The organism is Bradyrhizobium sp. CB1015 (genome assembly GCF_025200925.1).
Taxonomy (GTDB): Bacteria; Pseudomonadota; Alphaproteobacteria; order Rhizobiales; family Xanthobacteraceae; genus Bradyrhizobium.
Genome location: NZ_CP104174.1, coordinates 3,172,900 through 3,199,784, shown reverse-complemented (window position 1 = coordinate 3,199,784; position 26,885 = coordinate 3,172,900). Strand labels below are relative to the sequence as shown.

Here is a 26,885-nt window from a genome sequence, read left to right as displayed (position 1 = left end):
TCCTCAGTTCTGCGCGGTGCCGCGGGTGACGACCTTGCCGAGCCCCGCGATCAGGCGGTCCAGCACGAAGCCGACGATGCCGACATAGAACAGTGCCAGGACGATCTCGCTGATATGCGAGGAGTTCCAGGCGTCCCAGATGAAGAAGCCGATGCCGACGCCGCCGATCAGCATTTCGGCTGCGACGATCGCGAGCCAGGACAGGCCGATGCCGATGCGCAGGCCCGTGAAGATGTAGGGCGCCGCCGCCGGGATCATGACCTTTGCGAAGAATTCAAGCGGATTGAGCTGCACCACCGCGGCGACGTTGCGATAGTCCTGCGGGATGTTGCGGATGCCGACCGCGGTGTTGATGATGATCGGCCAGATCGAGGTGATGAAGATGACGAAGATCGCGCTAGGCTGGCCGTCGCGGAAGGCCGCGAGCGAGAGCGGCAGCCAGGCCAGCGGCGGAATGGTTCGCAGCACCTGGAACAGCGGATCGAGCCCGCGCATCGCCCAGACCGACTGCCCGACCAGCACGCCGAGCGCGATGCCGGCGATGGCCGAGAGCGAGTAGCCGAAGGCGACGCGCTGGAGACTGGCGGAGAGATGCCAGAACAGCCCCTTGTCGATGCCGCCATGGTCGAAGAACGGATCGAAGATCAGCTCCTTGGTGTCCTTGAAAACTCTCGACGGCGGCGGCAGTGCCGAGCCGGCTCTCCGGCAGACCAGCTCCCACACCAGCGTCAGCAGCGCGATCACGACCAGCGGCGGGATCACGCGCACCGCCGTCTCGCGTGCCATGCGTGCGTAAGCTTCGGCGCGCGGGGGACGCTTCGGCGTCAGCGCGACGACCGGCGCAACCGTTGCGACAGGCGTCGCGGTCTCAACCTCGATCTTCGTGGCAGTCATGTTCATCGCTATCTCTCTCCGGCGTGGCAAGGACGATGCGGCCGCCCCTAAAGGCGGCCGCGGGGCTCCATCAGACTTCGACGCGCTTGATCGCGAGCGACTTCAGATAGGCAGCCGGATTTTCCGGATCGAACACCTTGCCGTCGAAGAAGGTCTCCTTGCCGCGCGAGGTGGAGGCCGGAATGTCGGCGGCGGCGACGCCAAGGGTCTTGGCCGCGTCCTTCCAGAGGTCCTCGCGGTTGACCTTGGCGATCAGCGCCTTGCTGTCGAAACCAGCCTCGTATTTGCCCCAGCGAATGTCCTCGGTCATGAACCAGAGATCGTGGCTCTGGAACGGATAAGAGGCATGATCGCGCCAGTACTTCATGATGTGCGGCGAGTTCTCGATCACCTTGCCGGGGATGCCGTAGTCGAACTTGCCCTTGGCGCGGTCGGCGATGTCCTCGACCGGGCAGTTGATCCACTGGCGCTTCGCCATGATGGTGGCGAGCTCTTCCTTGTTCTCCATCTTGTCGGCCCATTGCTGGGCCTCCATCACGGCCATCAGGATCGCCTTTGCAGCCTTCGGGTTCTTGTCGACCCAGGCCGCGCGCATGCCGAACGACTTTTCGGGATGCTTGCTCCAGATCTCGCCGGTGTTGACGGCGGTATAGCCGATCTTCTGGTGGACCAACTGCCCGGGCCAGGGCTCGCCGACGCAGAAGGCGTCCATGGTGCCGACCTTCATGTTCGCCACCATCTGGGGCGGCGGCACGGTGATGGTCTCGACGTCCTTGTCGGGGTCGATGCCGCCGGCTGCGAGCCAGTAGCGGATCCAGAGGTCATGCGTGCCGCCCGGGAAGGTCATCGCGACCTTGGCCGACTTGCCTTCGGCTTTCTTCTTCTCGAATGCGGCCTTGAGCACCGAGGCGTCCGCGCCGACCTTGAGGTCGGCATATTCCTTGGCGACCGAAATGCACTGCGCATCGAGATTGAGCCGCGCCAGGATGTACATCGGCGTCGGCTGGTTGTTCTGCGTCACCTTGCCGGCCGAGATCAGATACGGCATCGGGGTGAGGATATGCGCGCCGTCGATGCCATTGCCTTCGGAGCCGAGCACGAGGTTGTCGCGCGTGGTGCCCCAGGACGCCTGCTTCTGCACGTCGGTGTCGGGCACGCCGTGCTTTGCGAACAGGCCCTTGTCCTTGGCGACGAACAGCGGGCCGGCATCGGAGAGCGCAATGAAGCCGAGCTTGGCCCCCTTGACCTCGGGGCCTCCGTCCTGGGCGAAGGCGCCGGCGGGGAAATTCAGCTTGGCGGCGGCGAGCAGTGCGGCGGTCGAGCCGGTGGCCTTCAACAATTGCCGGCGGCTGAGGCCGGTCGTTTCCGAGGGCCGGCGGATGCGCTTGGTCATAGGCAGTGTCGTCCTTTGGCGTCGTTGCGGAATGATTTGCGGCTGTGCGCGCGAGCAGCCCGTCCGTCCGGTTGCGCCTTACTTGGCGCATGCGAACGCGCGACGGGAGGGACCCCCGTCTGGTGGCGTCAGCAAATCGGATGAGATGTCTCGCGGGACGGCTTCAATGGCGTCGGGCTGGAAGTATTCAAGCTTCATGCCAAGCGTAGCGCCTCAAAAAGCGCTGAAGTTTCAATTTATTATGATGGTCGCGCCAAACTGTCGCAGGCTGATTCCGCATGCGAAATTTGCGATCTGCACATTTCTTGTGCGACGCACAAAGCTTATGCAGCAGCTCAATCAAAAGGCTGCGAAGGCGACAGACCGAGATCAATCAGAGCGAGATCGCATTGAAATGGCTCTCTATTTTTGCCGCGCTGTAGCGGCACGCAACTTGCTTCTCAATTGCCGTCAACGAAGACTGCGGCATGGCCGCACTGATGCAGCCGCTGGCGGCCGCATCCCGGAAGCTCACCTGCTTCGCGGTCTCCCGGCTTCAGAGTCCTCGTGACGCGATTCCCTGAGCATCCAGACTTTCCATAGCCCCTCGTGCGCGGCAGGCCGCCCGCACGACCGATGACGTTCAGCCGCGCTCTCGCCAGGGGGCGTGTGTCGATCTCACTTACGAAGCAAAGGAACCATTGATGTCGTATCTCGCGCCTTCGGAATTCGTCACCAAGATGGTGGATGCGGGCGAGTCCAAGATCTTCATGTCCACCCGGGATACCATCATCCGCGCCTACATGGCCGGCGCCATCCTGGCCCTCGCGGCTTGGTTCGCCGTCACGATCAACGTGAACACCGGCCAGCCGCTGGTCGGCGCGCTCCTGTTCCCCGTAGGCTTCGTCATGCTCTATCTCCTGGGCTTCGACCTGCTCACCGGCGTGTTCGTGCTCTCGCCGCTCGCGCTGATCGACAAGCGCCCGGGCGTCACGCTCAGTGGCGTGCTGCGCAATTGGGGCCTCGTCTTCGTCGGCAATTTCGCCGGCGCCTTCACCGTGGCCTTCATGATGGCCTTCGTCACGACCTTCGGCTTCACGCAGGCCCCCGACAAGGTCGGCGCGGCCATCGGCAATATCGGCGAAGGCCGAACGCTGGGCTATGCCGCGCACGGCGCGGCCGGCATGGCGACGCTGTTCCTGCGCGGCATGCTCTGCAACTGGATGGTCTCGACCGGCGTCGTCGGCGCCATGATCTCGACCTCTGTCCCCGGCAAGGTCATCGCGATGTGGATGCCGATCCTGGTGTTCTTCTACATGGTGTTCGAGCATTCCGTCGTGAACATGTTCCTGTTCCCGTCGGGCCTGCTGCTGCACGCCAAGTTCTCGATCATGGACTATCTGATCTGGAACGAGATCCCGACCGTGCTCGGCAACCTCGTCGGCGGCCTCGCCTTCACCGGCATGACCCTCTATGCCACGCACGTCATGACCCTGCCGAAGCGCCAGGCCGAAAAGGCTGCAAAGCCCCGCGTCGCGGCCTGATCACACGCACCTCAACAAGAGAGCCTCGCCCGTGTAGGGTGAGGCTCTCTTTGCCCTGGTGGCGACGATGACCCGCGGACTCCTGATTTCGATCGGCCAGCACTCCGACAAGGGTCGCAAGCCCGTCAACCAGGACTTTCACGGCGTCCTGATTCCGGAGGAGCCGCTGCTTAGCCTGAAGGGCATCGCGGCCGTCCTCGCCGACGGCATCTCCTCGAGCACGGTGAGCCAGATCGCCAGCGAGTCGGCGGTCAAGAGCTTCCTGATGGATTATTACTGCACGTCGGAATCGTGGACAGTGAAGACCTCAGCCCGCCGCGTGCTGGAGGCGACCAATTCCTGGCTGCATGCGCAGACGCGCAAGAGCCAATATGCCTACGACCGCGACAAAGGCTATGTCTGCACGCTCAGCGCCATGGTCATCAAGGCGGCGACCGCGCACATCTTCCATGTCGGCGACTGCCGGATCTACCGCCTCGCCGGCAAGGCGCTCGAGCAGTTGACCGACGATCACCGCATCATCGTGTCGTCGGAGCAGACCTATCTCGGCCGCGCGCTCGGCATCAATCCGCAGCTCGAGATCGACTACCAGACGATCGAGATCCAGGCCGGCGACACCTTCCTGCTGGCGACCGACGGTGCCTACGAGTTCGTCGATGCGCGTTTCGTGACGAGTGCAATCAACGAGCACGCCGAGCTCGACGGCGCGGCGAAGGCGATCGTCGAGGAGGCCTACCGGCGCGGCAGCGACGACAACATCACGGTCCAGATCCTGCGGATCGATGCGGTGCCGGAGGAAACGGGCGTTTTCGACCGGACCTCGGCGCTGCCGCTGCCGCCTCTGTTGGAGCCGCGGGCGATGTTCGACGGCTACCGGATCATCCGCGAGATCCATGGCAGCAGCCGCAGCCACATCTATCTCGCCGTCGATGCGGAGACCGAGGAAACGGTCGCGCTCAAGATTCCGTCGATCGACCTGCGCGACAACCAGGCCTATCTGAAACGTTTCCTGATGGAAGAGTGGATCGCGCGGCGGATCGATAGTCCGTACGTGCTCAAGCCGCGATCGCGATCGACGCGGCGCAACTATCTCTACGTCGCGACCGAGTTCGTCGAGGGGCGGACGCTGCGGCAATGGATGCTCGACAATCCGCGTCCAGATCTGGAGACGGTGCGCAGGATCATCGAGCAGATCGCCACCGGGCTTCGCGCCTTCCACCGCATGGAGATGCTGCACCAGGATCTCAGGCCCGACAACGTCCTGATCGACAAGACCGGCACCGCCAAGATCATCGACTTCGGATCGGTGAGGGTCGCAGGCGTCGCCGAAGCCGCGCCGAGATCGGCCGACGCAGAAATTCTCGGCACCGTTCAATATACGGCACCGGAATATTTCCTTGGGCAGGGCGGCTCGCCCCGGTCCGACATGTTCTCGCTGGCCGCCATCTGCTACCAGATGCTGACCGGGCATCTGCCCTACGGCGCCCAGCTTGCCAAAATCCGCGGACGATCGGACGCGTGGAAATTGCGATACCGCCCCGCGGTCGATGCCCAGCGGGGCATCCCGGGCTGGATCGACGGCGCGCTCAGGAAAGCGCTGCATCCCGATCCCTACAAGCGCCACGAGGACATGTCCGAGTTCGTGTTCGAGCTCAGAAACCCCAATCCGGCCTATCTCGCCACCCGGACCACGCCGCTGCTCGAGCGCAATCCGCTGCTGTTCTGGAAGCTGACCACGGCGGTCCTGGCCTGCGCGGTCATCGCGCTGCTCGCTGCGCTTCGGCTGCGGTAGAAGAACGAGGCCCCCTCACGCCGGCTCCGCCGCCTTCGTCCCCAGCGGCTTCGGCGCCACGCCGCCGCCGGGCTTGAGGTGGAATTCGTAGGTCATCAGGTGCCACTGCCCGTTTGCCTTGGTGCCGTCGGGCATTGCGGGATCGTTGCGCGGCTCGACCTTGGCGACGAGATCGTCCTTGACGCCGAACACCACGTCGGAATCGAGATATTCGTCGCCAGCCATGAAGACGTGGGTGATCAGCGGCTCATAACCCTTGGCATTGACCAGGAAGTGCACATGCGCCGGGCGCATCGGGTGGCGGCCGGTTTGCACGATCATCTCGCCGACGGGACCATCGGTCGGGATCGGATAGCTGCACGGCAGGATGGTGCGGAAGAAGAAGCGCCCATCGTCATCGGTGATGAAGCGCGCCCGCGCCGAGGCGCCGACCTCGTCGTAGTTCGGCTTCTGGGAATCGTAGAAGCCGTCATCGTCGGCATGCCAGACGTCGACGGGAACGTTCGCGAGCGGCTTGCCCTTGAGATCGGTGACGCGGCTCTGCACGAACATCCGCTCGCCGGTCTGGTTGTTCGGCGAGATGTCGGTGCCGTGGGCAGCTACCTTGTGCTCGCCGACGTAGAACGGGCCGAGCACCGTGGTCTGCGTGGCACCGTCGCGATCCCTGTGGTTGACCGCATCGACCAGCATGGAGACGCCGAGCACGTCGGACAGCAGGATGAACTCCTGGCGGGTGTCGGTGCATTTCTGACCCGTGCGGGTCAGGAAGTCGATGGCGTATTCCCATTCCTCGAAGGTGAGACCGGTCTTGCTCACGTAATCGTGCAGCGACTTCACCAATTCCTGCAGCAGGAATTTCGCACGCGCATCAGGCGTCTGGTCGAAGCTCTTGACGACGGCTTCGGTGAGGTCGGTCTCGTTGAACTGGGTCATGGTGCGTTTGCCCTCGCGTTTTTATCGTTGGCCCGGGCGGGCTCCTTGCGTTCCGAGGCCGAGTCTACACCACCCGGCCCAGCCTCGTTAAGCGCAACCGGCTTGGAATGCGGCCGCCATTTCGGTATCAACTTTCCGACAAAACGCCCCGGAGGAACTGATGCTCGCCCCCACCCCCGCCTCGCCCGAATCCGTCGGCATGTCCAAGGTTGCGCTCGATCGCGTCGATGCGCATCTCAAGCGCCGGTACATCGATGCCGGCCGTTTCCCGGGCACGCATCTTCTGGTCTACCGCCGCGGCAAGGTCGCGCACAGCTCGGTGCAAGGCTTTGCCGACGTCGAGCGCAAGGTGGCGGTGAAGGACGATACGATCTATCGCATCTATTCCATGACCAAGCCGCTCACCAGCGTCGCCTTCATGATGCTGGTCGAGGAAGGCCTCGTCGCGATCGACGAGCCCGTCGCCAAATACATTCCGGAGTGGAAGGATCTCGGCGTGTTCGTCGCCGGCACCTATCCGGCGTTCCTGACCCGGCCGCCGTCTCGGCCGATGCTGATCGTCGACCTCTTGCGCCACACGTCTGGACTAACCTATGGCTTCCAGCAGCGTTCAAACGTCGATGCCGCCTATCGCACTGAGAAGATCGGCGAGGTCGAGAAATCGGGCACGCTGCAGAGCATGATCGAGGGGCTGGCAAAGATCCCGCTGGAGTTCTCGCCGGGCGAGGCCTGGAACTACTCCGTCGCGACCGACGTGATCGGATACCTCATCGGCAAGATCTCGGGCATGCCGTTCGAGCAGTTCCTTAAATCACGCATCCTCGATCCGCTCGGCATGACCGACACCGACTTCCATGTGCCCGCCTCCAAGGCGCATCGCTTCGCGGCCTGCTATTCGGCGGACCCCGGCGGCGGCATGACCTTCCATGCCGGCCAGCGCCGTGAGGGGCTGACGCTGCAGGACGATCCGACAACGAGCTCGTTCCTGTCGCCGCCCTCGTTCATCTCCGGCGGCGGCGGCCTGTGCTCGACGGTCGCCGACTATCTCACCTTCTGCCGCGCGCTGCTCAATGGCGGCGAGCTCGGCGGCGTCAGGCTGATCGGGCCGAAGACGCTGGCGCTGATGACGACCAACCACATCCCCGGCGGCCGGGCGCTGCCGGAGGTCTCGCGCTCGCTGTTCTCGGAAGCGACCTATAACGGCATCGGCTTCGGTCTTGGCTTCGCCGTCACCATGCGCCCGGCCGAGACGCTGATCGCCGGCAGCCCCGGCGAATACAATTGGGGCGGCGCGGCCACGACCTCGTTCTGGATCGATCCGGCCGAGGAGCTGATCACGATCTTCATGACCCAGGTGCTGCCGTCGAGTGCCTACCCGCTCCGCCGCGAGCTGCGCAGCATGGTCTACGCCGCGATCACCGAGAGCAATCTGTAACCCACGCAAATCGATCCCGCGGCGCCCCGGCCGCGGGATCGCACGATCAATCGCTCATTTGAGCATCTCCGGCACGATCAGGCGCGGCAGGAACAGCGACACGCTGGGCCAGACGATGAGCGCCGCCAGCACGAGCAGCATCGGGATCAGCATGATCACCGTGTCCTTCAGGGCATAGCGCAGCCGCACGCCGGCGATCGAGCAGGCGATCATCAGACAGAGGCCATAGGGCGGCGTTACCAGTCCGAAGGCCAGCGACACGATGGAGATGATCGCGAACTGGACCGGATGGAGATCGACGGACTTGGCGAGCGGCTCCAGCACGGTGCCGACGATGACGATCGCCGGGATGGCATCGAGGAAGCAGCCCACCACCAGAAAGCAGAATGCGATGAAGAACCCCGCCGTGACCGTGCCCATGCCCCAGGTCGAGACATTCGCCAAAAGTTCCTGCGGAATCTTGTAGTAGGCCAGCAACCAGCCGAACGCGCTGGCCGTGCCCACGCAGAACAAGGCAACTCCGGCCAGGCGCCCGGTATCGAGCAGCGCCTTGTACAATTCGCGTAGACCCGTCTCGCGATAAAAGAACGCGGAGAGCGCTACGGAATAGAGCACCGCGACGCAGGCGGACTCGGTCGCGGTGAACCAGCCGAGCAGAATGCCGCCGACGATGATGAATGGCGTCATCAGCGCCGGTATCGACCGCCAGACGGCGCATCGCATCTCGCGCCAGGTCGCCTTCGGATAGGTCGGATAGCCGCGGCGCACCGCGTAGACGTGCACAGTCGCCATCTGCGCGCCCGCGATCAAAAGGCCTGGCACGATGCCGGCCAGATACATCGCCGCGATCGAAGTCGAGATCAGCCCGCCCCACACGATCATCAGGATCGACGGCGGGATGATGACGGCAAGCACCGCAGACACCGCCGTGATGGCGATAGAGAACGAAAGGTCGTAGCCCTCCTTGCTCTGCGCATCGATGAAGATCTTGGACTGGCTGGCGGCATCGGCCGTCGAGGAGCCGGAGATGCCGGCAAAGAACACCGACAGCACGACGTTGATCTGCGCCAGCGATCCCGGCCAGTGCCCGACCATCGAGCGCGACAGCGCCACGAGGCGGTCGGTGATGCCGCCGATGCTCATCAGGTTCGCCGTCAAGAGGAAGAACGGCACCGCGAGCAGGATGAACGAATTGTAGGCGTTGAAGGTTTCCTGGGCGAGCATCATCAGCGACAGGCGCGGCTCGATCAGAAGGATCGGTACGCAGGCAAGGCCGAGCGCGAAGGCGACCGGCACGCGCACGATGAGCAGGCCGATGAAGACCCCGAACAGCACCATCGCGGCCTGTCCGGCAGAGAGTACAGTGCCGCTCATCTCTGTGCCCCGACCAGAACGCGCATTTCACCAAGGATCTGTTCGCCCGCAAACACGATCCACGTCACGCCGGCTACCGGCCAGGCGACGTGGATCAGCCAGAGCGGCAGATCGGCCAGCTCCGACGTCCTGTTCCAGGCAAAGCGCGTGAATTCGATTCCGGCCCACACGAACACGAGGGCCAGTGCCAGCACGCCGAGCCGCGCGAGGATCCGCACAGCGGCCTCCGATCGCCGCGACAGATCGGGCCAGACGTCGACCTCGAAGTGCTGCGCTTCCCGCACGCCGACCATCGCCCCGATCATGATCGTCCAGATGAACAGAAACCGCGCCATCTCCTCGGTCCAGATGTAGGAGGGAATGAACGGCGTGTAGCGTGAGACGATTTGCAACGTGACGGGGATGACCAGGATGCCGACGCAGGCGGCCAGCAGGAATTCCAGCAATTTCGCATAGGCCGCGGTGACGCGACGCCACAGCGACGGTGTGGACGGGACGTGCATTTCGGACATTGGAGCTCCGTACGGCGCTCATCCGCCATGTCCGGGCAGGAGAAGCGGGGCCTGCCCGAAATGCTGTCGGCGGACGGGGCGGCCTCAGACGACGTTGATTTTCTCGAAAATGCCTTCCGCGCCGATCTCCTTGGCGTAGGTGGCCATCACGGGGTCGGCGAGCTTCTTCATGGCATCCCGCTCCTCGAACGGAACGCGCTTGAGCTTGCCGGCCTTCTCCAGCGTGTCGAGCTTGACGACTTCTTCGCTCGATTCGAGCTGGCGGCCGTAATCGCCGGCCTCCTTGCCCGCCTTCATGATCGCGTCCTGCAGATCCTTGGGCAGGGTCTTCAGCGTCTTCACCGAGAAGCAGATCGGCCGGATCGACACGGCGTGCTGGGTCAGGCTGAGATATGGGGCCACTTCGTAGAACTTCATCGCCTCGACGCCGGCCGCCTCGTTCTCGCCGGCCGAGATGACGCCGTTCTGGATCGCATTGTAGATTTCGTTATAGGCGATCACGGTCGGGCTCATGCCGACGGCCGCGAAGGTCTTCGACCAGATCGGCGCGCCCTGCACGCGGACCTTGAGGCCTTTGAGATCGGCGAGGTTCTTGAGCGGCTTGTTGGCGAAGATGTTGCGGATGCCGCCGCCGGCATAGCCGATCAGAACGACCTCGGCCTTGGCCGCGACCTCGTCGGCGATCGGCGCCAGGATGTTGGCTTCGACCACCTTGTTCATGTGCTCGATGCCCTTGAACACGAAGGGCGCATCGATGAACGGGGCCGCCTTGGCGAAGGTCGACATGTGAGCCGGCGAGACGATGGCGTAATCGACCGCCTTGCCCTGCGACATGTACTCGAAATACTGCTTCTCGAGGCCGAGCGAGGAGTTCTTATGCAGGGTGAAGTTGACCGGCTTGCCGTAATATTTCTTCACCAGTTCCTCGAACCGGATCAGCGCCCGGTTGAAGGCATGGTCGTCATTGAACTGCACGGCACCGTTCAGCGTGATCGGGGCTTGCGCCCTCAGGATCGACGGCATGCCAATGGTAGCTGCCGCAGTGGTTGCACCGATCCCAGCGAGAAATGATCTCCGCTTCATCGTCTCCCCTCCCTTTGATGCTCCAGCCCTGTCGCCGGGCCGTGAGCGCAGCCATTATGCGGCTTGCGAGAGGCAAGCGTATGAAAAACCTCGGCGGGACGGAAGTCATTTCGCGTGCGTTGGCGGTCCTCTTCGTCGCGGGGCTGCTCCGGCACGATGTGTTGCACTGCAACGGGCGCTCCGGCCGGCGCCGACGCGCTCTGGCGGCGGGCGGCAGCCGTGCGGACCTGTGCGCTGCACGCAAGAAGCCCGCGCGACTTCTCGAAGCCTAAAGCGCGATGCGATTAGCATGAATCGTCATCGCACTTTCGGTCATTGTTTGAGCATGATCTTTTCGGAAAACGCTACGCACTTTTGCGGATCATGCTCTAGTGCAAATGACCTATCAGATAGATGCCGCCGCCGATCACGATGATCGCCGGCACGGCCCAGAGAATAAACACGGGCATCACGCTCCTCCCTAGTTGGACGTGCAGACCTTGACCGTCTTCATGCCGCTCTCGGCCTCAGTGCGCGTCTTGTAGATCGTGCCCGAGGGGCTGACGACAGTCATGGACGTGTCCGTCGGCTTCTTGTCGACGACGGTGCACTTCTTGGTCTTGACGTCCTGGACGACGTAGAACTCGTCGGCCGCGAACGCCGGCATGGACAACGCAGCAACCATCAGCGCTGCGGACGCTATTCTCAACTTCATGTTCTCCTCCTCCAGATCGCAGGGCTCGTGGCCTGCTGATCCCACCGGGAAAAATCGGCAATTTGTTCCTTTTCGCAGGGAACGCCACCCGCGATCAGATGTTGGTGCCGCGCTATTCCCGTGAAAGGAGAACCAAGATGAAGAAGCTGTTCCTGCTGTCCGCTGCCGCAGCGTTGATCTCGACCGGCGCTTTCGCGCAATCCACCGTGGTGACCACCACCGGAACCGGCCACGCGGCCGCCGTTCAGATCGAGCCGCAATACAGGACCAAGATCAAATCCTACGTCACCGAACATCGCGTCCGCCCGGTCACGACGAAGGAGAAGATCGTCGTCGGCGCGACGGTGCCGAGCGACGTCGAGCTCGAGGCCGTTCCGTCCGATTGGGGCCCGTCGCTGACGAAGTATCGCTATGTCTATTCGGGAGAGCGCGTGATGCTGGTCGATCCCGGCTCACGCACCGTCGTGCAGGAAATCGATTGATCAGGATGGGAGAGCGGCCGTCTCGGCGGCGGCCGCCCTCCCCGCATTGATCGCATGAGGTCGATCTTTCCGGAAAACCGCGTCGCGGTTTTGCGGATCATGGTCTAGACGGTCGAGATGCCGTCGATCGGGCTGATATCCCCGACGAAACGCAGCAGATCGGCCATCGTGAATTCGCCCGGCACTTGCGAGGGCAGCGTCGGCTTCCAGTTCTTGCCCTTGAGCCAGAGATACGACTGGTGGTCGCCATGGACGAGGCCGACGAAGACCTCGGCAAGCAGGGTCGCGCCGACGGGCCCGAGCTTTTCACCGCCGCCCCGCTGCTCCGCCTCCTTGAGGATGTAGTACCAGAGCGGGGTGTGCTCGTGCAGGCCGTGCTTCTTCGCCACCGCGCCGTCGGTCCCCTTGGAGATTTCGGCCGGCGTCAGCGGGTTCTTGACCTTCATGGTCTTGGCGACGTCCTGCCCGGAGGGCAAGCCCAACAGCACGCCACGCTTGAGATTGCGGAACGGCAGGCTGCCGCCGTCGCCGGGCAAGGTGTGCAGTTGCGGCACGACGAACGGGTCGATCTTGCGCGACGGATTGAGCGTCACGCCCGGAGGATTGTTCGGCAGCACCTGATAGAAGCGCCGCCAGTCGATGATCCAGTTGCTCGAAAGCACCGGAAGCGGGAGCGGCGGCTGAATCGGGTTTGGCGCCAGATCGCCGATGATGCCGCCCGACAACCCGGTGAACCTGAACAGCAGGTCCAGGGTCGCCGGAGTGAGACCGCCGGGCGTGAAGATCCGGTTGTGGCTATAGACCTGGCGCACCATGCTGTGGCCGAGACGGTAGACGGCGGCTGAAAATTCGACGGGCATGTAGGGCGTCTTCTTGAAGCGGTAGAAACGCCGCCCCTGCTCGAGAATCTTCGCGACGATCCCCTTCTCGGTGATCCGCTCCACGAAATCGTGCAGGACCATCCATTGGTAGTGCCAGGTCACGATCCGGCGCGCTTCCTCGAAGATCTCGCCCGCCGGCTTGCCGGATGCTGCGAGCTGATCGCAGACCTTGTTGTGAAACTTCAGCATCGCAAGATGGGTTTGCGCGACGAGCAGGTTCTCGTCATTGCGGTGATCGCCGATCAGGGCAAACCCCTCGGGATTGCGCGGCAGGTCGTTGCGATGATCGCCCGTGATGGCATCGACGTTGACGGTCTTGCCGATCAGCAGCTTGGGGCCCGGTGTCTTGCCGTTGTCGGTCGCCGAATTGCGCGCGTACAGATGACGGCTTCCGTCGGGACCGAGACCATAGACGCTGTCGAGATCGAGTGCGGGCGTGCGAAAATTCGTGACCGCCGTCGGATCGGCTTCCTTCTCGCCGAAGGAGGTCAAGTCGAGCGTGATATCATGATCGACGAATTGCCCGAGATAGGTGAAACCCGCCGGCACATTGGGATTGTTTCCCGCGGCGTCGCCGGGGGCGGGATCCTTCATCGCATCGGCGAGCTCATGCAGCGGACCGTCGTCGACAGCCAGCGGCTCCAGGGTCGGAAACATCCGGCCAAACATGCCCGGATCGTCGTGTCCGGAAAGCGTATCAAGAAATTGTCGCGTCGGTTGACGTCCGGCCTTGCCATGACCGGGATGAACATTCACGTCGGTTCCCATCGCTTGCTCCTGCTCAAAATGCTTTTAGGGGAGAGGGGCGCCGAAGATGTCGATTGGTCCAAAATTCTCGTTTCAGTATACGTTCAGAAGAATTGCCCCTCAGGGTGTAGTACGACGAAATATTACCACAGATTGCATTCTATAGGTGAGTCCTACCGGCGAGGCCTTTTGCCCCACCGACGACACAGGCTTTTGATCGCCGGGAGCTCAAGCAAGAAAGACTAAGGCGCGATCGACGAGCAGGCCCAACTCTCTTCGCGCTTCATCGTTTGACGGCAAACCGCGACCAGATCTCAGCGTCCGTGTAGAAGTCCACGCCGCCATCGAGATCTCTCACCAGCCACTCACCGAGATAGACGATCTGGGTGCCGCTGCGCCGCTCGTGCCGAAGCTCGAATTTTCCGTCGGCATCCTTCTGCAGCGAGCAATTCGACTGAACCCAGCTCGGCCACTCCTGCAACGGCTGCCCCAAAAATTGCCAGGCAACCAAAGCCGCGTTGTCCGACAAGGGTTCTAAGCGCAATGTCTTGGTCACGTGATCTCCACCATGCGAGTTGTCCCCGATGCAAACGTCTCCGGACCGGAAAGGTTTGGAATCGTCGTTCCGTGACAGCATGCCTGACGGGTTCCAATCGTTCCTCTACTTTTTCGTCCGTGAAAACCCGGTCCCCTCGCGCGCTAACCGATCGTCTGCAGCGCCGGAAACGTCTCCAGCAGCCAGATGCTCACATTCGAGACCGCGCCGGTGAGAAAGCCGATGCCCGTGATCACCATCAAGACGCCCATGGCGCGCTCGACATTGACGAGGTGGCCCTTCATGCGCGCGAACAGCGCGGAGAACTGTTCGATCATCAGCGCGGCGATAAGGAATGGAATGCCGAGGCCCGCGGAATAGACCGCGAGCAGGCCGGCGCCCCTCGTCACCGTGGCTTCCGCCGCGGCGATCGAGAGGATCGCGGCGAGGATCGGGCCGATGCAGGGCGTCCAGCCGAAGGCGAATGCGAGACCCATGATATAGGCGCCCCAGAGGCCGACCGGTTTGGGGATCGGCAGCCGCCCCTCGCGCATCAGAAGACCGATGCGCGTCAGTCCGAGGAAGTGCAGGCCCATGATGATGATGACGATACCGGCGAGGATCGACAGCTCCGCCGACCAGGCACGGATCAGTCCGCCGACCAGCGAAGCGCTGGCGCCGAGCGCCACGAAGATGGTGGAGAAGCCGAGCACGAACAGGAGCGCCGACATCATGATCGCGCGCTTGGAGGCCGCGGCCGGCTCGTCGCTCTCGACATGCTCGATCGTGGCGCCCGTGAGGTAGATCAGATAGGGCGGAACCAGAGGCAGGACGCAAGGCGAGAGGAAGCTGACGAGGCCGGCAATCAGCGCCGCCGGGATCGAAACATTTTGCATGATGCAGTCGGAGCCATCTCAGGCCCCGACACGGCGCGCAGGGAACGCGCCCAGCCCGGAGCCGAACCGGCTCTGGTGTAGCCGATGCCGGAGAATGCGCAACAGAGGCGCACAGAACCAAGGCTCCTCCCGATGCCCTCCGTGATCACAGATGCGGCATCGGGACGCGCACAAACCTCGCCAAACAGCGGGATTCGGCGGCGCGGCTACTTCACCACGCGGAGCAGCGGACGCCGGGGCTGGTCCTGCGTCTGCTTGGAAGGGGGCGGCGGCTCGCTGGCAGCGCTCCGCAGCATTTCGTCGCACAGCGCCTTGAGATCGGCACTGTCGATTCCTTTCAGTTTCATCCTGACGTCCAGGATGACGATGGACAGCATCTCGGCCGACTCACGGCTGTTGCACGCATTGAGAACCCTGCGGCACTCCTCGAGCGTTTCCAGCACCGACTGCAACTGTTCGTCTGAATGCGACACCGGCGTTCTTTCCGTTAATTCGGCCTGCGTGACGTATCTGTCACGCCCCCTTCGGCCCCCATGGAAGACGAAAGATAGCACGAGGCGACTGCGCCTTCGAACCTGATTTCAGTGTGTATCTGCTGTGGAACCGTGCTTCCGGCGGCCATCGCCTTGCGGCACCACTGGCGATCGCCGAAATGCTGTGGGAGCAAACGCTTGATACGGTGTGATCGATCCATCGGGGCGACAGCATGGACTGGCGCGCAAGACCATTCATTGCGGACAGCGCCGGAAATCCCGCAGCCATTTTGCGGCTCGCAACGGAACTCACGCCATACCCCTCAGTCGAGCCGATAGTCTCGCCCGAATTCCCGACTCATGGCAGCATCCAAATACCGCCCTCAGGTAGTAAGGATGACGTTCAAAACTCGTCGTTCCTCAACCCGTCGTGGTTGTGGTTTGCTCCAGATTCTGCCAGTTTAGCGCTCCAAAGGAAATTGTATGCACTCCTTGGCGGAAAGGGGCGTTCCGCTGGCGGAACGCCCAAAGACAAATCTCAGCGGCCTCTCGGATTGGGACACCGCCCGCATATTTTTGGAAGTCGTCCGATGCGGAAGCTTTCGCTCGGCGGCCGAGCGCCTGTCGCTGTCGATCAACGCCGTGCGGCGCCGGATCGACGATTTCGAACGCCAGACCGGCACCACGTTGTTCACTCGCGACGTCCACGGCACCCATCTGACCGATGAGGGCGCCCTGGTGGTGTCCGCCGTCGAGCGCATGGAGGCGGCCACCTTCGACGTGCTGCGCGCCAGTGATTCGATGGCCAACGCCTTGTCCGGCGAGGTCCGCGTGGCCGTCACCGAGGGGCTCGGCACATTCTGGCTGGCCCCGCGCCTCGTTGAATTCCAGCAGGCCTATCCGAAGATCCTGGTGGACCTGCATTGCGCGATGCGCTCGGCCGACGTCTCGCGCCACGAGGCCGACGTCGCCATCCATCTGTCCCGTCCCTCGGCGCTCGACATCAAGCTGGTGCGGCTCGGCCGCATGCACCTGATGTTCTGGGCCTCCGAGAAATACATCGAAAAGCATGGCGCGCCGCGCTCGGCGGCGGAATTGATCAAGCATCGTCTGGTGCTGCAATTCGCCGACCAGCTCGCCGCCAAGGAATCTTTCGAGAGCTTCTTCCCGGGCGTGTCCGAACGTGACCTTCTGGTCATGAAGACCAACGTCTCGAGCGCCAACTATTGGGCGGTCGCGAATGGCGCCGGCATCGGCGTCTTCCCGAGCTACGCCATCGCGCTTGGCGGGAAGTTGATTCCACTGGAGGTCGAGCTGAACCGACCGCTGGATATCTGGTTGTCCTACCATCCCGGTAGCGGCCGGATTCCGCGTGTGCGGCACATGATTGATTGGCTGATCGAGGCTTTCAATCCGGCCCGCTTCCCGTGGTTTAAGGAAGAGTTCGTGCACCCGCATGAATTCAAGGACTCGTATATGGGCGAACCCCTGACCCAGCTCTTCGGGGGATTTTCAACCGAAGAACAAAGGTGAAAACAGAGATGAAAGCAGCGGCGAAAAGAATGAAGCAGCGCAGCGCGGGCAAGCCCGACATCGAGCTTGGCAAGCGGATCCGTCTGCGGCGCGTCGAGATGAAGATCTCGCAGGCCGAGCTCGGCGAGAAGCTCGGCGTCAGCTTCCAGCAGGTCCAGAAATACGAGAAGGGCGTCAATCGCGTCGGCGCGGCCCGGCTTCAGCAGATCGCCTCCGCCCTCGATGTGCCCGTGACCTTCTTCTACGACGGCGACAACAAGGCCCGCGAAGTCGAGAGCCTGCTCTTCCTCGACTCGGCCTTCAGCCTCCGTCTGCTGCGCGCCTACAGCAAGATCAAGGATCAGACGGTGCAGCGTCAGCTCGTCTCGCTGATGGAATCGATCGCGGCGAACGAGAGCTGAGGCCGATCGACGGTCCGGCCTTCACGGCCGACGTTCAATCCGCCGCGTCACGGGGGCGCGGCCGGATTGCACGAGATCGGCCGAAAGATGTCTGCGCGCAATTGCGCGCGGCCTGTCTCGGGGCGGCTTGGCCGCCCCTTTTTTGGCAGTCTCCCTTCGAAGTTTCGGTCCCCGTCGAACGTCGCGCGCCATGCAATCGCAGCACGGCCGGATGCAGGCTCTCCTCTGCTACGCCGGTTGACCGCGGCGGCGCCTGCGCCGCACATTGCGCCTCGCCACCGAGCAGCGAGCGCGCGATGCCAGACAATTTCAGCACGACCGGAACACCTTACGCCGACGGCAGGATCCTCACGCACACGGCCGACGGCGTCGGCGTGATCACCTTCAACAATCCCGACAAGCGCAACGCGATGTCGCTGGAGATGTGGGAGGGATTTGGCGAGGCGCTGACGGCCTTGCGCGACGACGACAAGGTGCGCGTCGTGATCCTGCGCGGCGCCGGCGGCAAGGCGTTCGTCTCGGGCGCCGACATCAGCCAGTTCGAGAAGGTCAGGCACAATGCGGCGGCGTCCGAGGAATACGCCAAGCGCAGCGCCGCCCAGCGCGCGCTGCTCGCCGACTATCCCAAGCCGACCATCGCCTGCATCGACGGCTATTGCCTCGGCGGCGGCATGCAGGTCGCGATGCTCGCCGACATCCGCCTCGCCTCGCAGGACAGCCAGTTCGGCATTCCCGCGGCCCGGCTTGGCATCGCCTATGGCTATGACGGCTTGAAGCATCTGGTGTCGCTGGTCGGGCCGTCCTGGGCGCGGCTGCTGATGTACACGGGCATGCGCATCGATTCCGCCGAGGCGCTGCGCATCGGTCTCGTCGAGCGCGTGTTCCCGCAAGGCGAGCTCTGGGGCGAGACCATGACGATCGCCGAGACGATCGCGCAGAACGCCCCACTCGCGATCAAGGCGGCCAAGATCACGATCGCGCAGGTGCTGAAGGACGAGAGCCGGCGCGACATGGACGCGATCAAGGCGATCGGCAATGCCTGCATGGATTCGGAGGATTTCCGCGAGGGCCGGCAGGCCTTCATGGAAAAGCGCAAGCCGAAGTTTCAGGGACGCTGAAGCTGAACCGACATTCAGATAGATTAAATTCCGCACGCAGCCCAATCGCCATTGCAACCAGTTGATCTCCCGCAAGTTCTCCCGCCACCAACGAGGGAGATTGCGATGAAACTCAGATTTGCTGTTCTTGCGCTGGCTGCGATGGGTGGTGTTGCGCTCGCGTCGGGACCGGCGCTTGCGGCAATGCCGAACGGCATCCCGCAGGCCGACAAGATTGCAAAAGGCCCGGCTGCCGACGTCGATCAGGTGCGCTGGGTGTGTAACCCCTGGGGTCGCTGCTGGTGGCGCCCGAACTATTATCGCGCCTACGGCTATTACGGCGGCCCGCGCTTCTACGGCCCGCGTCCATGGGGCTGGCGTCACCGCCACTGGCACCGCTGGTGAACGCGAAGGGCCCCCGCGGGGCCCTTTCTTCGATTACAGCGCCGCGAGCACTGCCTCCGTGATGTCAGCCGTACCGTTGCTGCCGCCGAACTCCATCGGCTTGATGCCGCCGGCATAGACCTGGTCCACCGCACGCTCGATCGTCTCGCCGGCCTCCGCCGCGCTCTCGACGCCGTGCTTGTCCGCGAGCCAATCCAGCATCATCGCGGCGGACAGGATCATGCCGGTCGGATTGGCCTTGCCCTGCCCCATGATATCGGGCGCCGTGCCGTGGCACGGCTGGAACACCGCGTACTTGTCGCCGATATCGGCGGACGGCGCCATGCCGAGTCCGCCGATCAGGCTCGCGGTGATGTCGGAGACGATGTCGCCGAACATATTCTCCATCACCATCACGTCGAAATCCCAGGGACGCTTGACCAGCATCGCTGAGCAGGCATCGACATAGAGCCGGTCGGTTTTCACCTCAGGATGCTTCGTGGCGATCTCGTCGAAGATGCCGCGGAAGAACGCAAAGGCCTTGAACACGTTCGCCTTGTCGACGCAGGTGAGCGCACCGGGCTTGCCGCGCGCCTTGCGCCGCTCGGCGAGGCGAAACGAGAACTCGAACAGGCGCTCGGAGGTTTTGCGCGTGATCACCATGGTCTCGCGCGCGTCCTCATGGGTGACGACGCCCTTGCCCATCGACGCAAACAGTCCTTCAGTGGATTCGCGAATTACGACAAGATCGATGCCGCGCTGGTCCGCGCCGACGATCGGGCTCGGCACGCCCGGAATGAGCCGCGCCGGACGTACGCCGGCATAGAGATCGAAGATGAAACGCAGCTCGATCTGCGGCGCGATCTCGGTATTGTCGGGATAGCGCACCGACGGCAGGCCGCAGGCGCCGAGCAGGATCGCGTCCGCCTCTTCGCACAGCTTGATCGTCGTATCGGGCATCGACTTGCCGGTCGCGAGATAATGGTTGGCGCCGGCCGGCGCCTCGGTGAAGCGGAAGCCGAGGCCGGATTTTTCGCCGACCTTGCGCAGCACCTCGAGCGCCGGCGCCATGACCTCCGGACCGATGCCGTCACCGGCGAGCACGGCAATATGGAAGGCGTTGTTTGCGGACATTTAAGGCCTCAAGGAAAGTGTCAACCAAGTCGTCATTGCGAGCGAAGCGAAGCAATCCAGAACTGCACCCACGGAAACATCCTGGATTGCTTCGTCGCTTCGCTCCTCGCAATGACGATGGAGAGAGCGCGCGCTACGGCGTCAGCACCGTACGCCCGACCACCGCGCCCTGCTGCAATTGCAGCAGCGCGTCGTTGGCCTTGGCGAGCGGTTGCTGCGTCACCGGGATCGGCGGCACCTTCTTCGACCGCACGAGCTCGAGCAGCTCCTGCGTCTCGCGCAAATTGCCGACATAGCTGCCCTGGATCGTCACCGCCTTGATCGGAATCAGCGGCAGCGCCCAGGTCGCGCCGCCGCCGAACAGGCCGACGATGACGAGCTTGCCGCCTTTGGTCAGGCAGTCGAAGCCGAGCTGCGTCGTCGCGGCATTGCCGACGAGGTCGATCACGGCGCGGATCGGCCCGCCCGCCTTCTTGGCAAGCTGCTCCAGCGCGTCCGGCGCCTTGGGATCGACGGTCGCGAGCGCACCGGCCTTCTCGGCTGCCTCGCGCTTCCGGGCGTCGATATCGACCATGATCGCGCCCTTGCCGCCCATGGCCTTCAAGAGCGACAGCGCCATCAGCCCGAGGCCGCCGGCGCCGAACATCACGATCGGCGTGTCGAAATGCTGCTCGACCTTCTTCAGCGCGCTGTAGGTGGTGACGCCCGAGCAGGCATAGGGCGCGGTCGTCGCGGGGTCGAGGCCCTTCAGATTGAGCAGGTAGCGCGGATGCGGCACCAGCATGTGATCGGAATAACCGCCGTCGCAATAGACCCCGAGCGAGCGCGGCGTCAAGCACATGTTCTCGTCGCCGCCGAGACACGTCGCGCACTTGCCGCAGCCGATCCAGGGATAGACCAGGCCAACATCGCCGAGCTTGAGATCGCCCTGGTCGGTCGGCTTCACGTCGGGGCCGAAGGCGAGGACTTCGCCCACCGTCTCGTGGCCCATGGTGAGCGGCAGGTTGATGCCGCGATCCTTCAATGAGAGCGGCTTGCGGCCATGGCCGAGATCATAGCCGCCTTCCCAGATGTGGAGGTCGCTGTGGCAGACGCCGGCGGCCTTCACCTTGATCAGCACCTGCGTGCCCGAGGGCTGCGGCGTCGCCTCGTCGACCTCCAACAGCGGCGCCTTGAAATCGGCAACCTTGAAACTCTTCATCGGCGTCCTCCCGCATGCTTCTTGTTGTCGCGCCACCATGCCATGGTCGGCGCGGCGAAACAAACCGGTCTTAGTTCAGGCCAGCGGATGGTGGCAAGCCGCGAACTGGCCGGGTGCGACCTCGCGCAACTCCGGTATCTCCGCGCTGCAACGCTGATCGGCGCGCGGGCAGCGGGTCCGGAAGCGGCAGCCGGATGGCGGCGCAATCGGCGATGGCGGCTCGCCGGCCGCCACACTTTCGGCGGGACGCACGTCCGGATCGGGCACCGGGATCGCCTGCAACAGCAGCGCGGTGTAGGGATGCGCGGGCCGCGCGAACAATTGCTCCGAGGGTCCGACCTCGCAGAGCCGGCCGAGATACATCACCGCGACACGGTCGCTGACCGCTTTGACCACCGCGAGGTCATGCGCGATGAACAGCAGCGTCAGACCGAAGCGCGCCTTCATCTCCTCCAGCAGGTTGAGGATCTGCGCGCGAATGGAGACGTCGAGGGCCGAGACCGGCTCGTCGCAGACGATGAATTCAGGGTTGAGCACCAGCGAGCGCGCGATACAGATGCGCTGGCACTGGCCGCCGGAGAACTCGTGCGGCAGGCGGTTCGCCACGAGATCGGGGTCGAGCCCGACCGCAGAGAGCACCTCGTGAACCCTGCGCTTGCGCTCGGCGGCATCCTTGACGCCGGCGATGATAAGCGGCTCGGCGACGATGTCGCCGATGCGCCGGCGCGGGTTGAGCGAAGCGATCGGATCCTGAAAGATCAGCTGCACCCGGCGGCGCATCCTGCGCAGCGCCTCGCCCTCCATTGCGGTGAGGTCCTCGCCGTCGAACATCACGCGGCCGGACTTGGCGCGGCGCAGTTGCAGCACCGCGCGCCCAAGCGTCGACTTGCCGCAGCCGGATTCGCCGACCAGCCCCAGCGTCTCGCCGCGCGCGACCTGGAGGCTGACACCGGACACGGCATGAACAATCTTGTTGCCGAGGCCATATTCGACGACGAGATTATCGACGCTCAGAAGCGGCGCGGGCCGCGCGGCAAGCTGCATCATGCCTCGATCCCCTCCGTCATCCGGATCGGGTGGAAGCAGGCATAGAGATGTCCCGGCATCTCGGCGCTCGTCAGGACCGGTTTGGCCTCATGACAGCGCCCGGCGGCATAATTGCAGCGCGGCGCGAAGGAGCAGCCCATCAACGGCCGCGTCGGATCGGGTGGACGGCCCGAGATCGCCGGCAGCGGCGTATGCGGTGCGGTCTCGAGCTTCGGGATCGCCGCCAGCAGCGCCTCGGTGTAGGGCATGTGCATGCGCTTGAACAAGGCTTGCGTCGGCGCGCGCTCCACCACCCGGCCCGCATACATCACCGCGACCTCGTCGGCGCGGCCGGCGACCACGCCGAGATCGTGGGTGATGATGATCATCGCCATGTGGCGGCGGCGCTGCTCGCGCGCGAGCAGATCGAGGATCTGAGCCTGGATGGTGACGTCGAGCGCGGTGGTCGGCTCGTCCGCGATCAGGAGCTTCGGCTCGCAGGACAGTGCGATCGCAATCGCGATGCGCTGGCGCATGCCGCCGGAGCATTGATGCGGATATTGCGCGAGCCGCTGCTCCGGCGCGGGAATGCCGACGGCGGCGAGCAGCTCGATGCTGCGGGCCTTCGCGGCGGGAGCGTCGAGCCCGAGGTGCTCCTGGATCGTCTCCATCAGCTGCGTGCCGATGGTGAGCACCGGATTGAGCGAGGTCATGGGGTCCTGGAACACGACGGCGAGATTGCGTCCGCGCAGGCGCCGCAGGCTTTCAGGCTCGAGCCGCACCAGATCCTGGCCGTCGAACATCACCCGGCCCGTCAGCCTCGCCTTCTTCGGCAGCAGCTGCAGCACGGCGCGCGAGAGCATGGTCTTGCCGCAGCCGGATTCACCGACGATCCCGAGCGTGCGGCCGGCCTGCAGCGAAAGATCGACGTGATCGACGGCGCGCAGGTTTCCGCGCGGGGTCGGCAGCTCGACCGCCACATCCTCGATGTTCAAGAGCGGCGCGCTCACAGTGCCCCCTGACGTGGATCAGTGAGGGCCCGCAAGGTATCACCGACGAGGTTGAACGCCAGCACGGTCGCAAACAGTGCTGCCGCCGGCAGGAAGGCGAGGCGCGGCGCGACGTCCAGGCTGTCACGTCCCTCCCCGATCATGCTGCCCCAGCTCGCCATCGGCGGCGGCACGCCGAGGCCGAGGAAGGACAGCGCGCCCTCGACCACGATGGTGACGGCGACGCCGAGCAGGAAGAAGGCGAGCAGCGGCAGGATCACGTTCGGCAGCAGCTCGCGCAGCAGGATGCGCGCATGGCTCGCGCCGAGCGCCTCGGCCGCGATCACGAATTCGCGCCGCGCCAGCGTCAGCGTCGCCGCGCGCGCCACGCGCATGAAGGCGGGAATGCCGAGCACGCCGAGGACCATTGTGAGGTTCGGGACCGACTGGCCGAGATAGGCGACCACCGCGAGCGCAAAGATCAGCGGCGGAAAAGCCAGCAGCACATCCATGCTGCCGACCACCAGTGTCTCGAACCGGCCGCGGAAATAGCCGGCGAGCAGGCCGAGCGCGCCGCCGACGACGAGGCCGATCATGGGCGCGATCAGCCCGACCGTCAGCGACACCCGCGCGCCAAAGATCAGCCGGGCGAGCTCGTCGCGGCCGAGCCCGTCGGTGCCGAGCCAATGTTCCCCGGAGAAGGCGGCGCGGCGTTCCAGCATGTCCATGTCGGTAGGGTTCTGCAGCGGCAGCACCGGCGCCAGGATCGCAAGCGAAAGGATGATCGCAAGCCAGGCGCTTGCGATCCAGAACAACAGGCCGAGCTTGCGCTTGCGGCCGACCGGCGCAGCCACCTCCTCGTCCTGGATCGACAGCTCAAGCGTGGCCATGGCGGATCCTCGGATCGAGCACGGCGTAGAGCATGTCGACGATGAAGTTGACGATGACGAAGCCGCAGGCGACCAGCAGCACCACACCCTGGAGGATGACGAGGTCGCGGGTGTAGATCGCCCCGACCAGCAGCCGGCCGATGCCGGGCAGCGCGAAGATCGATTCGACGATCAGCGTGCCGCCGAGCAGGCGGCCGATATTGATGCCCGTCACCGTCACCAGGGTCAGCGACGAAGGCTTGAGCGCATGCACGAACAGGATGCGGGATGGCTTGAGCCCCTTTGCTTTCGCGAGCGCGATATAATCCTCCTGCAGGGTCGCGATCATGTCGGAGCGCAGCACGCGCATGATGCCCGGCCATTCCGCCAGCGCCAATGTCAGCGCCGGCAGCACGAAGAAGCGCAAATTGGCCAGCGGTGCCTCGGTGAACGGCACATAGCCGGTCGCCGGCAGCCAGCGCAGCTCGACGGCGAACAGATAGATCAGCAGGATCGCGGTCAGGAACGACGGCATCGACAGCATCGCGAAGGCGCTGCCGGTCATGAAGCGGTCGAACGCGCCGCCGGCGCGCGCGGCACAGGCGATCGCGACCGGCACGCCGATCAGGAGCCCGATGAACTCGGCCATCAGCATCAGCTGCAGCGAGACCGGGATGCGCTCGGCGACCGCCTGCAGCACCGTCTGGCCGGTGCGAAACGAGCGGCCGAGATCGCCCTGCAACACATGGCCAAGCCAGCTCAGGTAACGCCACCACAGCGGCTGATCAAGCCCCATGTCGCGGCGGAGCGCCGCGACATTTTCCGGCGTTGCCTGGTCGCCGAGGATGACGAGCGCGAGATCGCCCGGCAGCAGCGAGGCGATTAGGAACGTCAGCAACGAGACGGCGAGCAGGACCGGTAGCATCGCAAGCAGCCGCCGCGCGACGAAGTTCAGCATCGCGCCGTCATTCCAGCCAGGTGGTCGAGACGTCGATCACGCCGTTGTAGATCTTTGGGAAGCCCTTCAGCCTGGCGCTCGAGAGCGCGTAATAGGTGTTCTGGAAGGTCCAGAACCAGATCGCCTCCCTGTTGATCAGGCGGCTGATGGCGCAGTAATCCTCGGTGCGCTGGCCGATGTCGGCGGTGACGCGCGCATGGTCCAGAAGCCTGTCGAGCTCGGGATCGGAGAAGCCGGCGAGCGCCAGCGGGCTGCCGCTGCGGAAATTCGCGTACATCTGCGGATCGGGATCGGCGAGATCGACGATGCGCCACGGCGTCAGCTGGAACTGGCGGGTGAAGGCGTGCGTCGGAATCGTGGCCTGATCGACCTGCTCGATCTCCATGTTGGCACCGGCGCGCTTCCAGAACTGCTGCAGCACCTGGCCGATCATGCGGCCGCGGGGCGTTGCGGTCACCAGCATCTTGAACTCGACCGGCTTGCCGTAATCCTTGATCAACGCCTTGGCTTTCTCGACGTCGAACGGCAGCGCCCCGTCGTCCTTGCACTTGACCCAGGAGCCGTCGCCGTAAGGATTGCTCGCAGGCCGGCTCAGGCCGTTGCTGATCGCCTGCGACATCTTCGGACGATCGATCGCCATCACCAGCGCCTGCCGCACGCGGACGTCGTCGAAGGGCGGCACCTTGGTGTTGAAGGCGTAGACTTGCGCGCCCGAGCCCTTGTAGGTGTGCACCGTAAGCTTGGGGTCCTTCTGCGCCTTCATGATGTTGTCGGCGTCGTTCTCGTCGTCCCAGATGATGTCGGCCTCGCCCGATTGCAGCGAGGCGAAGCGCGACTGCGCGTCGGGCAAAGGCTTGAGAATGATGCGGTCGAGATAGGGACGGCCCTTGTCCCAGTAATTGGGGTTCTTCTCCAGCACCATGCGGTCGCCGGCGGTCCATGATTTCAGGATATAGGGACCGGTGCCGACCGGGTTGCGGTTGTAATCGTCGCCCTTTGTCTTCCAGGCGGTGGGCGAATGCACCGCATTGTTCTGGCTCTGGATGGTGATCACTGCCGGCCAGTTCACGGAGGGATCAGTGAGGTTAAAGATGACCGTATGTTCGTCTGGCGCCAGCACCTCCTTGACGTTGGTGATGTAGAAGGCGCAGCGGCACTTGTTGGCGGGGTCCTTCTGCCGGTCGAAATTCTCCTTGAAGGCCTGCGCATTGAACGGCGTGCCGTCGTGGAATTTCACGCCTTCGCGGAGCTTGAACGTCCAGGTCTTGTAATTGTCCGAATGGGTCCAGGACACCGCGAGCTTCGGCGCCGCCTCGCCCTTGTCATTCAGCGTTGTGAGCGTGTCGAAGATCGCGGCGGCAGCGGTGAAGGTCGAGGTGTCATAGACGCCGACCTTGAGCGGATCGAAGCCTGCAATCTCCAGCTCCTGACCGACGGTGATGCTGCCGCCCGATTTCTGCGCCTGCACTGGCGTTGCCAGTGCAAATGCCGCAAGGAGGAAAATAGGCCCGCGCTTGCGTGCCACGGCCGCCGCGTTCGTCATGGTTCCTCCCGGGATCCCTCGTCCGATGTTTCGGATCGTTGAATGACTCGGGAGCGAGCTTGGCGACAAATGCCCGCCTCGGCAAGAGGAACCAACGAGAGTT

The 26,885-nt window shown here is 64.0% G+C and carries 28 protein-coding genes; 10 read left to right on the top strand and 18 right to left on the bottom strand.

The window, feature by feature from the left end; translation table 11 throughout:
- Window positions 1-3: 3 nt before the first annotated feature.
- Together ntrB and N2604_RS14685 are read right to left on the bottom strand one after the other, a co-directional pair.
- Window positions 4-900 (bottom strand): nitrate ABC transporter permease, encoded by an 897-nt coding sequence (gene ntrB / locus N2604_RS14690; protein WP_260375334.1) that lies wholly within the window; start codon window positions 898-900, stop codon window positions 4-6.
- Window positions 901-964: 64 nt separating this feature from the next.
- Window positions 965-2,287: a CmpA/NrtA family ABC transporter substrate-binding protein gene (locus N2604_RS14685; protein ID WP_260375333.1), complete on the bottom strand. Its 1,323-nt coding sequence runs from the start codon at window positions 2,285-2,287 to the stop codon at window positions 965-967.
- A 166-nt stretch (window positions 2,288-2,453) separates the two neighbouring features.
- Here N2604_RS14685 and N2604_RS14680 point away from each other — a divergent pair, with 166 nt between their 5' ends.
- The 3 genes from N2604_RS14680 to N2604_RS14670 all read left to right on the top strand — a co-directional run bounded on the left by N2604_RS14680 (window position 2,454) and on the right by N2604_RS14670 (window position 5,602).
- Window positions 2,454-2,837, top strand: a complete 384-nt coding sequence (locus tag N2604_RS14680) for a hypothetical protein (RefSeq protein ID WP_260375332.1) — start codon at window positions 2,454-2,456, stop codon at window positions 2,835-2,837.
- A gap of 133 nt (window positions 2,838-2,970) precedes the next feature.
- Window positions 2,971-3,810, top strand: coding sequence for a formate/nitrite transporter family protein (locus N2604_RS14675; protein ID WP_260375331.1), 840 nt, complete (start codon window positions 2,971-2,973; stop codon window positions 3,808-3,810).
- Between the two features lie 67 nt (window positions 3,811-3,877).
- Window positions 3,878-5,602, top strand: coding sequence for a bifunctional protein-serine/threonine kinase/phosphatase (locus N2604_RS14670; protein WP_260375330.1), 1,725 nt, complete (start codon window positions 3,878-3,880; stop codon window positions 5,600-5,602).
- Between the two features lie 15 nt (window positions 5,603-5,617).
- Here N2604_RS14670 and N2604_RS14665 read toward each other — a convergent pair whose 3' ends face one another.
- Window positions 5,618-6,535 (bottom strand): intradiol ring-cleavage dioxygenase, encoded by a 918-nt coding sequence (locus N2604_RS14665; protein WP_260375329.1) that lies wholly within the window; start codon window positions 6,533-6,535, stop codon window positions 5,618-5,620.
- Between the two features lie 160 nt (window positions 6,536-6,695).
- On the opposite strand from N2604_RS14665, the gene N2604_RS14660 reads away from it, so the two are divergent.
- Window positions 6,696-7,970: a serine hydrolase gene (locus N2604_RS14660; RefSeq protein ID WP_260375328.1), complete on the top strand. Its 1,275-nt coding sequence runs from the start codon at window positions 6,696-6,698 to the stop codon at window positions 7,968-7,970.
- 54 nt (window positions 7,971-8,024) lie between these two features.
- Here the strand turns inward: N2604_RS14660 and N2604_RS14655 are convergent, their stop codons facing one another.
- From N2604_RS14655 to N2604_RS14645, 3 genes are all read right to left on the bottom strand, one after another.
- Entirely contained in the window at window positions 8,025-9,344 is a 1,320-nt protein-coding gene (locus N2604_RS14655; protein WP_260375327.1) for a TRAP transporter large permease, read from the bottom strand.
- The gene (locus tag N2604_RS14650; protein WP_260375326.1) at window positions 9,341-9,856 is read right to left on the bottom strand and encodes a TRAP transporter small permease; all 516 of its coding nucleotides are present in this window, start codon (window positions 9,854-9,856) and stop codon (window positions 9,341-9,343) included. The genes N2604_RS14655 and N2604_RS14650 overlap by 4 nt, the downstream gene beginning before the upstream one ends.
- 84 nt (window positions 9,857-9,940) lie before the next feature.
- The gene (locus N2604_RS14645) at window positions 9,941-10,939 is read right to left on the bottom strand and encodes a TRAP transporter substrate-binding protein (RefSeq protein WP_260375325.1); all 999 of its coding nucleotides are present in this window, start codon (window positions 10,937-10,939) and stop codon (window positions 9,941-9,943) included.
- Window positions 10,940-11,019: 80 nt separating this feature from the next.
- Here N2604_RS14645 and N2604_RS14640 point away from each other — a divergent pair, with 80 nt between their 5' ends.
- Window positions 11,020-11,211, top strand: a complete 192-nt coding sequence (locus tag N2604_RS14640) for a hypothetical protein (RefSeq protein ID WP_260375324.1) — start codon at window positions 11,020-11,022, stop codon at window positions 11,209-11,211.
- Window positions 11,212-11,399: 188 nt separating this feature from the next.
- Here the strand turns inward: N2604_RS14640 and N2604_RS14635 are convergent, their stop codons facing one another.
- Complete coding sequence (locus N2604_RS14635) at window positions 11,400-11,633, bottom strand: hypothetical protein (protein ID WP_260375323.1); 234 nt, start codon at window positions 11,631-11,633, stop codon at window positions 11,400-11,402.
- Window positions 11,634-11,770: 137 nt separating this feature from the next.
- On the opposite strand from N2604_RS14635, the gene N2604_RS14630 reads away from it, so the two are divergent.
- A complete protein-coding gene (locus N2604_RS14630; protein WP_025034810.1) occupies window positions 11,771-12,115 on the top strand; it encodes a DUF1236 domain-containing protein in 345 nt (114 codons plus the stop codon).
- A gap of 104 nt (window positions 12,116-12,219) precedes the next feature.
- Here the strand turns inward: N2604_RS14630 and N2604_RS14625 are convergent, their stop codons facing one another.
- The 4 genes from N2604_RS14625 to N2604_RS14610 form a co-directional block, all read right to left on the bottom strand.
- Window positions 12,220-13,764: a heme peroxidase family protein gene (locus tag N2604_RS14625; RefSeq protein WP_260375322.1), complete on the bottom strand. Its 1,545-nt coding sequence runs from the start codon at window positions 13,762-13,764 to the stop codon at window positions 12,220-12,222.
- Between the two features lie 262 nt (window positions 13,765-14,026).
- Window positions 14,027-14,299, bottom strand: coding sequence for a hypothetical protein (locus N2604_RS14620; protein WP_260375321.1), 273 nt, complete (start codon window positions 14,297-14,299; stop codon window positions 14,027-14,029).
- A 143-nt stretch (window positions 14,300-14,442) separates the two neighbouring features.
- A complete protein-coding gene (locus N2604_RS14615; protein WP_260375320.1) occupies window positions 14,443-15,174 on the bottom strand; it encodes a cytochrome c biogenesis CcdA family protein in 732 nt (243 codons plus the stop codon).
- Between the two features lie 206 nt (window positions 15,175-15,380).
- Complete coding sequence (locus N2604_RS14610; RefSeq protein ID WP_025034806.1) at window positions 15,381-15,647, bottom strand: hypothetical protein; 267 nt, start codon at window positions 15,645-15,647, stop codon at window positions 15,381-15,383.
- Between the two features lie 483 nt (window positions 15,648-16,130).
- Here N2604_RS14610 and N2604_RS14605 point away from each other — a divergent pair, with 483 nt between their 5' ends.
- The 4 genes from N2604_RS14605 (at window position 16,131) to N2604_RS14590 (ending at window position 19,083) form a co-directional block, all read left to right on the top strand.
- Window positions 16,131-17,180 (top strand): LysR family transcriptional regulator, encoded by a 1,050-nt coding sequence (locus N2604_RS14605; RefSeq protein ID WP_260375319.1) that lies wholly within the window; start codon window positions 16,131-16,133, stop codon window positions 17,178-17,180.
- A 29-nt stretch (window positions 17,181-17,209) separates the two neighbouring features.
- The gene (locus N2604_RS14600; RefSeq protein WP_020608151.1) at window positions 17,210-17,581 is read left to right on the top strand and encodes a helix-turn-helix domain-containing protein; all 372 of its coding nucleotides are present in this window, start codon (window positions 17,210-17,212) and stop codon (window positions 17,579-17,581) included.
- Between the two features lie 296 nt (window positions 17,582-17,877).
- Window positions 17,878-18,699, top strand: coding sequence for an enoyl-CoA hydratase (locus N2604_RS14595; protein ID WP_260375318.1), 822 nt, complete (start codon window positions 17,878-17,880; stop codon window positions 18,697-18,699).
- 105 nt (window positions 18,700-18,804) lie between these two features.
- On the top strand, window positions 18,805-19,083 hold the full coding sequence (locus tag N2604_RS14590) for a hypothetical protein (protein ID WP_260375317.1): 279 nt from the start codon (window positions 18,805-18,807) through the stop codon (window positions 19,081-19,083).
- Between the two features lie 33 nt (window positions 19,084-19,116).
- Here N2604_RS14590 and N2604_RS14585 read toward each other — a convergent pair whose 3' ends face one another.
- The 7 genes from N2604_RS14585 to N2604_RS14555 all read right to left on the bottom strand — a co-directional run bounded on the left by N2604_RS14585 (window position 19,117) and on the right by N2604_RS14555 (window position 26,782).
- Window positions 19,117-20,196: an isocitrate/isopropylmalate dehydrogenase family protein gene (locus N2604_RS14585; protein ID WP_260375316.1), complete on the bottom strand. Its 1,080-nt coding sequence runs from the start codon at window positions 20,194-20,196 to the stop codon at window positions 19,117-19,119.
- Between the two features lie 133 nt (window positions 20,197-20,329).
- The gene (locus N2604_RS14580) at window positions 20,330-21,397 is read right to left on the bottom strand and encodes an alcohol dehydrogenase (protein ID WP_260375315.1); all 1,068 of its coding nucleotides are present in this window, start codon (window positions 21,395-21,397) and stop codon (window positions 20,330-20,332) included.
- Window positions 21,398-21,472: 75 nt separating this feature from the next.
- Window positions 21,473-22,444 carry an ABC transporter ATP-binding protein gene (locus N2604_RS14575; protein WP_260375314.1) on the bottom strand — a complete coding sequence of 324 codons (972 nt, stop codon included), beginning with the start codon at window positions 22,442-22,444 and terminating at the stop codon, window positions 21,473-21,475.
- The gene (locus N2604_RS14570) at window positions 22,441-23,433 is read right to left on the bottom strand and encodes an ABC transporter ATP-binding protein (protein ID WP_260375313.1); all 993 of its coding nucleotides are present in this window, start codon (window positions 23,431-23,433) and stop codon (window positions 22,441-22,443) included. Before N2604_RS14570 ends, N2604_RS14575 begins: the two co-directional genes overlap by 4 nt.
- Window positions 23,430-24,302, bottom strand: coding sequence for an ABC transporter permease (locus tag N2604_RS14565; RefSeq protein WP_260375311.1), 873 nt, complete (start codon window positions 24,300-24,302; stop codon window positions 23,430-23,432). The genes N2604_RS14570 and N2604_RS14565 overlap by 4 nt, the downstream gene beginning before the upstream one ends.
- Window positions 24,289-25,239, bottom strand: coding sequence for an ABC transporter permease (locus N2604_RS14560; RefSeq protein ID WP_260375310.1), 951 nt, complete (start codon window positions 25,237-25,239; stop codon window positions 24,289-24,291). Before N2604_RS14560 ends, N2604_RS14565 begins: the two co-directional genes overlap by 14 nt.
- 7 nt (window positions 25,240-25,246) lie before the next feature.
- Window positions 25,247-26,782: an ABC transporter substrate-binding protein gene (locus N2604_RS14555; protein WP_260375309.1), complete on the bottom strand. Its 1,536-nt coding sequence runs from the start codon at window positions 26,780-26,782 to the stop codon at window positions 25,247-25,249.
- Between the last annotated feature and the right edge of the window lie 103 nt (window positions 26,783-26,885).

Coding starts and splice junctions, on each gene's coding strand:
- N2604_RS14595 (WP_260375318.1), top strand. CDS start 17,878: ATGCCAGACAATTTCAGCACGACCGGAACACCTTACGCCGACGGCAGG.
- N2604_RS14640 (WP_260375324.1), top strand. CDS start 11,020: ATGAAAAACCTCGGCGGGACGGAAGTCATTTCGCGTGCGTTGGCGGTC.
- N2604_RS14670 (WP_260375330.1), top strand. CDS start 3,878: ATGACCCGCGGACTCCTGATTTCGATCGGCCAGCACTCCGACAAGGGT.
- N2604_RS14650 (WP_260375326.1), bottom strand. CDS start 9,856: ATGTCCGAAATGCACGTCCCGTCCACACCGTCGCTGTGGCGTCGCGTC.
- ntrB (WP_260375334.1), bottom strand. CDS start 900: ATGAACATGACTGCCACGAAGATCGAGGTTGAGACCGCGACGCCTGTC.
- N2604_RS14590 (WP_260375317.1), top strand. CDS start 18,805: ATGAAACTCAGATTTGCTGTTCTTGCGCTGGCTGCGATGGGTGGTGTT.
- N2604_RS14585 (WP_260375316.1), bottom strand. CDS start 20,196: ATGTCCGCAAACAACGCCTTCCATATTGCCGTGCTCGCCGGTGACGGC.
- N2604_RS14560 (WP_260375310.1), bottom strand. CDS start 25,239: ATGCTGAACTTCGTCGCGCGGCGGCTGCTTGCGATGCTACCGGTCCTG.
- N2604_RS14605 (WP_260375319.1), top strand. CDS start 16,131: ATGCACTCCTTGGCGGAAAGGGGCGTTCCGCTGGCGGAACGCCCAAAG.
- N2604_RS14635 (WP_260375323.1), bottom strand. CDS start 11,633: ATGAAGTTGAGAATAGCGTCCGCAGCGCTGATGGTTGCTGCGTTGTCC.
- N2604_RS14645 (WP_260375325.1), bottom strand. CDS start 10,939: ATGAAGCGGAGATCATTTCTCGCTGGGATCGGTGCAACCACTGCGGCA.
- N2604_RS14675 (WP_260375331.1), top strand. CDS start 2,971: ATGTCGTATCTCGCGCCTTCGGAATTCGTCACCAAGATGGTGGATGCG.
- N2604_RS14655 (WP_260375327.1), bottom strand. CDS start 9,344: ATGAGCGGCACTGTACTCTCTGCCGGACAGGCCGCGATGGTGCTGTTC.
- N2604_RS14665 (WP_260375329.1), bottom strand. CDS start 6,535: ATGACCCAGTTCAACGAGACCGACCTCACCGAAGCCGTCGTCAAGAGC.
- N2604_RS14580 (WP_260375315.1), bottom strand. CDS start 21,397: ATGAAGAGTTTCAAGGTTGCCGATTTCAAGGCGCCGCTGTTGGAGGTC.
- N2604_RS14625 (WP_260375322.1), bottom strand. CDS start 13,764: ATGGGAACCGACGTGAATGTTCATCCCGGTCATGGCAAGGCCGGACGT.
- N2604_RS14615 (WP_260375320.1), bottom strand. CDS start 15,174: ATGCAAAATGTTTCGATCCCGGCGGCGCTGATTGCCGGCCTCGTCAGC.
- N2604_RS14680 (WP_260375332.1), top strand. CDS start 2,454: ATGGCGTCGGGCTGGAAGTATTCAAGCTTCATGCCAAGCGTAGCGCCT.
- N2604_RS14575 (WP_260375314.1), bottom strand. CDS start 22,444: ATGATGCAGCTTGCCGCGCGGCCCGCGCCGCTTCTGAGCGTCGATAAT.
- N2604_RS14685 (WP_260375333.1), bottom strand. CDS start 2,287: ATGACCAAGCGCATCCGCCGGCCCTCGGAAACGACCGGCCTCAGCCGC.
- N2604_RS14555 (WP_260375309.1), bottom strand. CDS start 26,782: ATGACGAACGCGGCGGCCGTGGCACGCAAGCGCGGGCCTATTTTCCTC.
- N2604_RS14565 (WP_260375311.1), bottom strand. CDS start 24,302: ATGGCCACGCTTGAGCTGTCGATCCAGGACGAGGAGGTGGCTGCGCCG.
- N2604_RS14600 (WP_020608151.1), top strand. CDS start 17,210: ATGAAGCAGCGCAGCGCGGGCAAGCCCGACATCGAGCTTGGCAAGCGG.
- N2604_RS14630 (WP_025034810.1), top strand. CDS start 11,771: ATGAAGAAGCTGTTCCTGCTGTCCGCTGCCGCAGCGTTGATCTCGACC.
- N2604_RS14660 (WP_260375328.1), top strand. CDS start 6,696: ATGCTCGCCCCCACCCCCGCCTCGCCCGAATCCGTCGGCATGTCCAAG.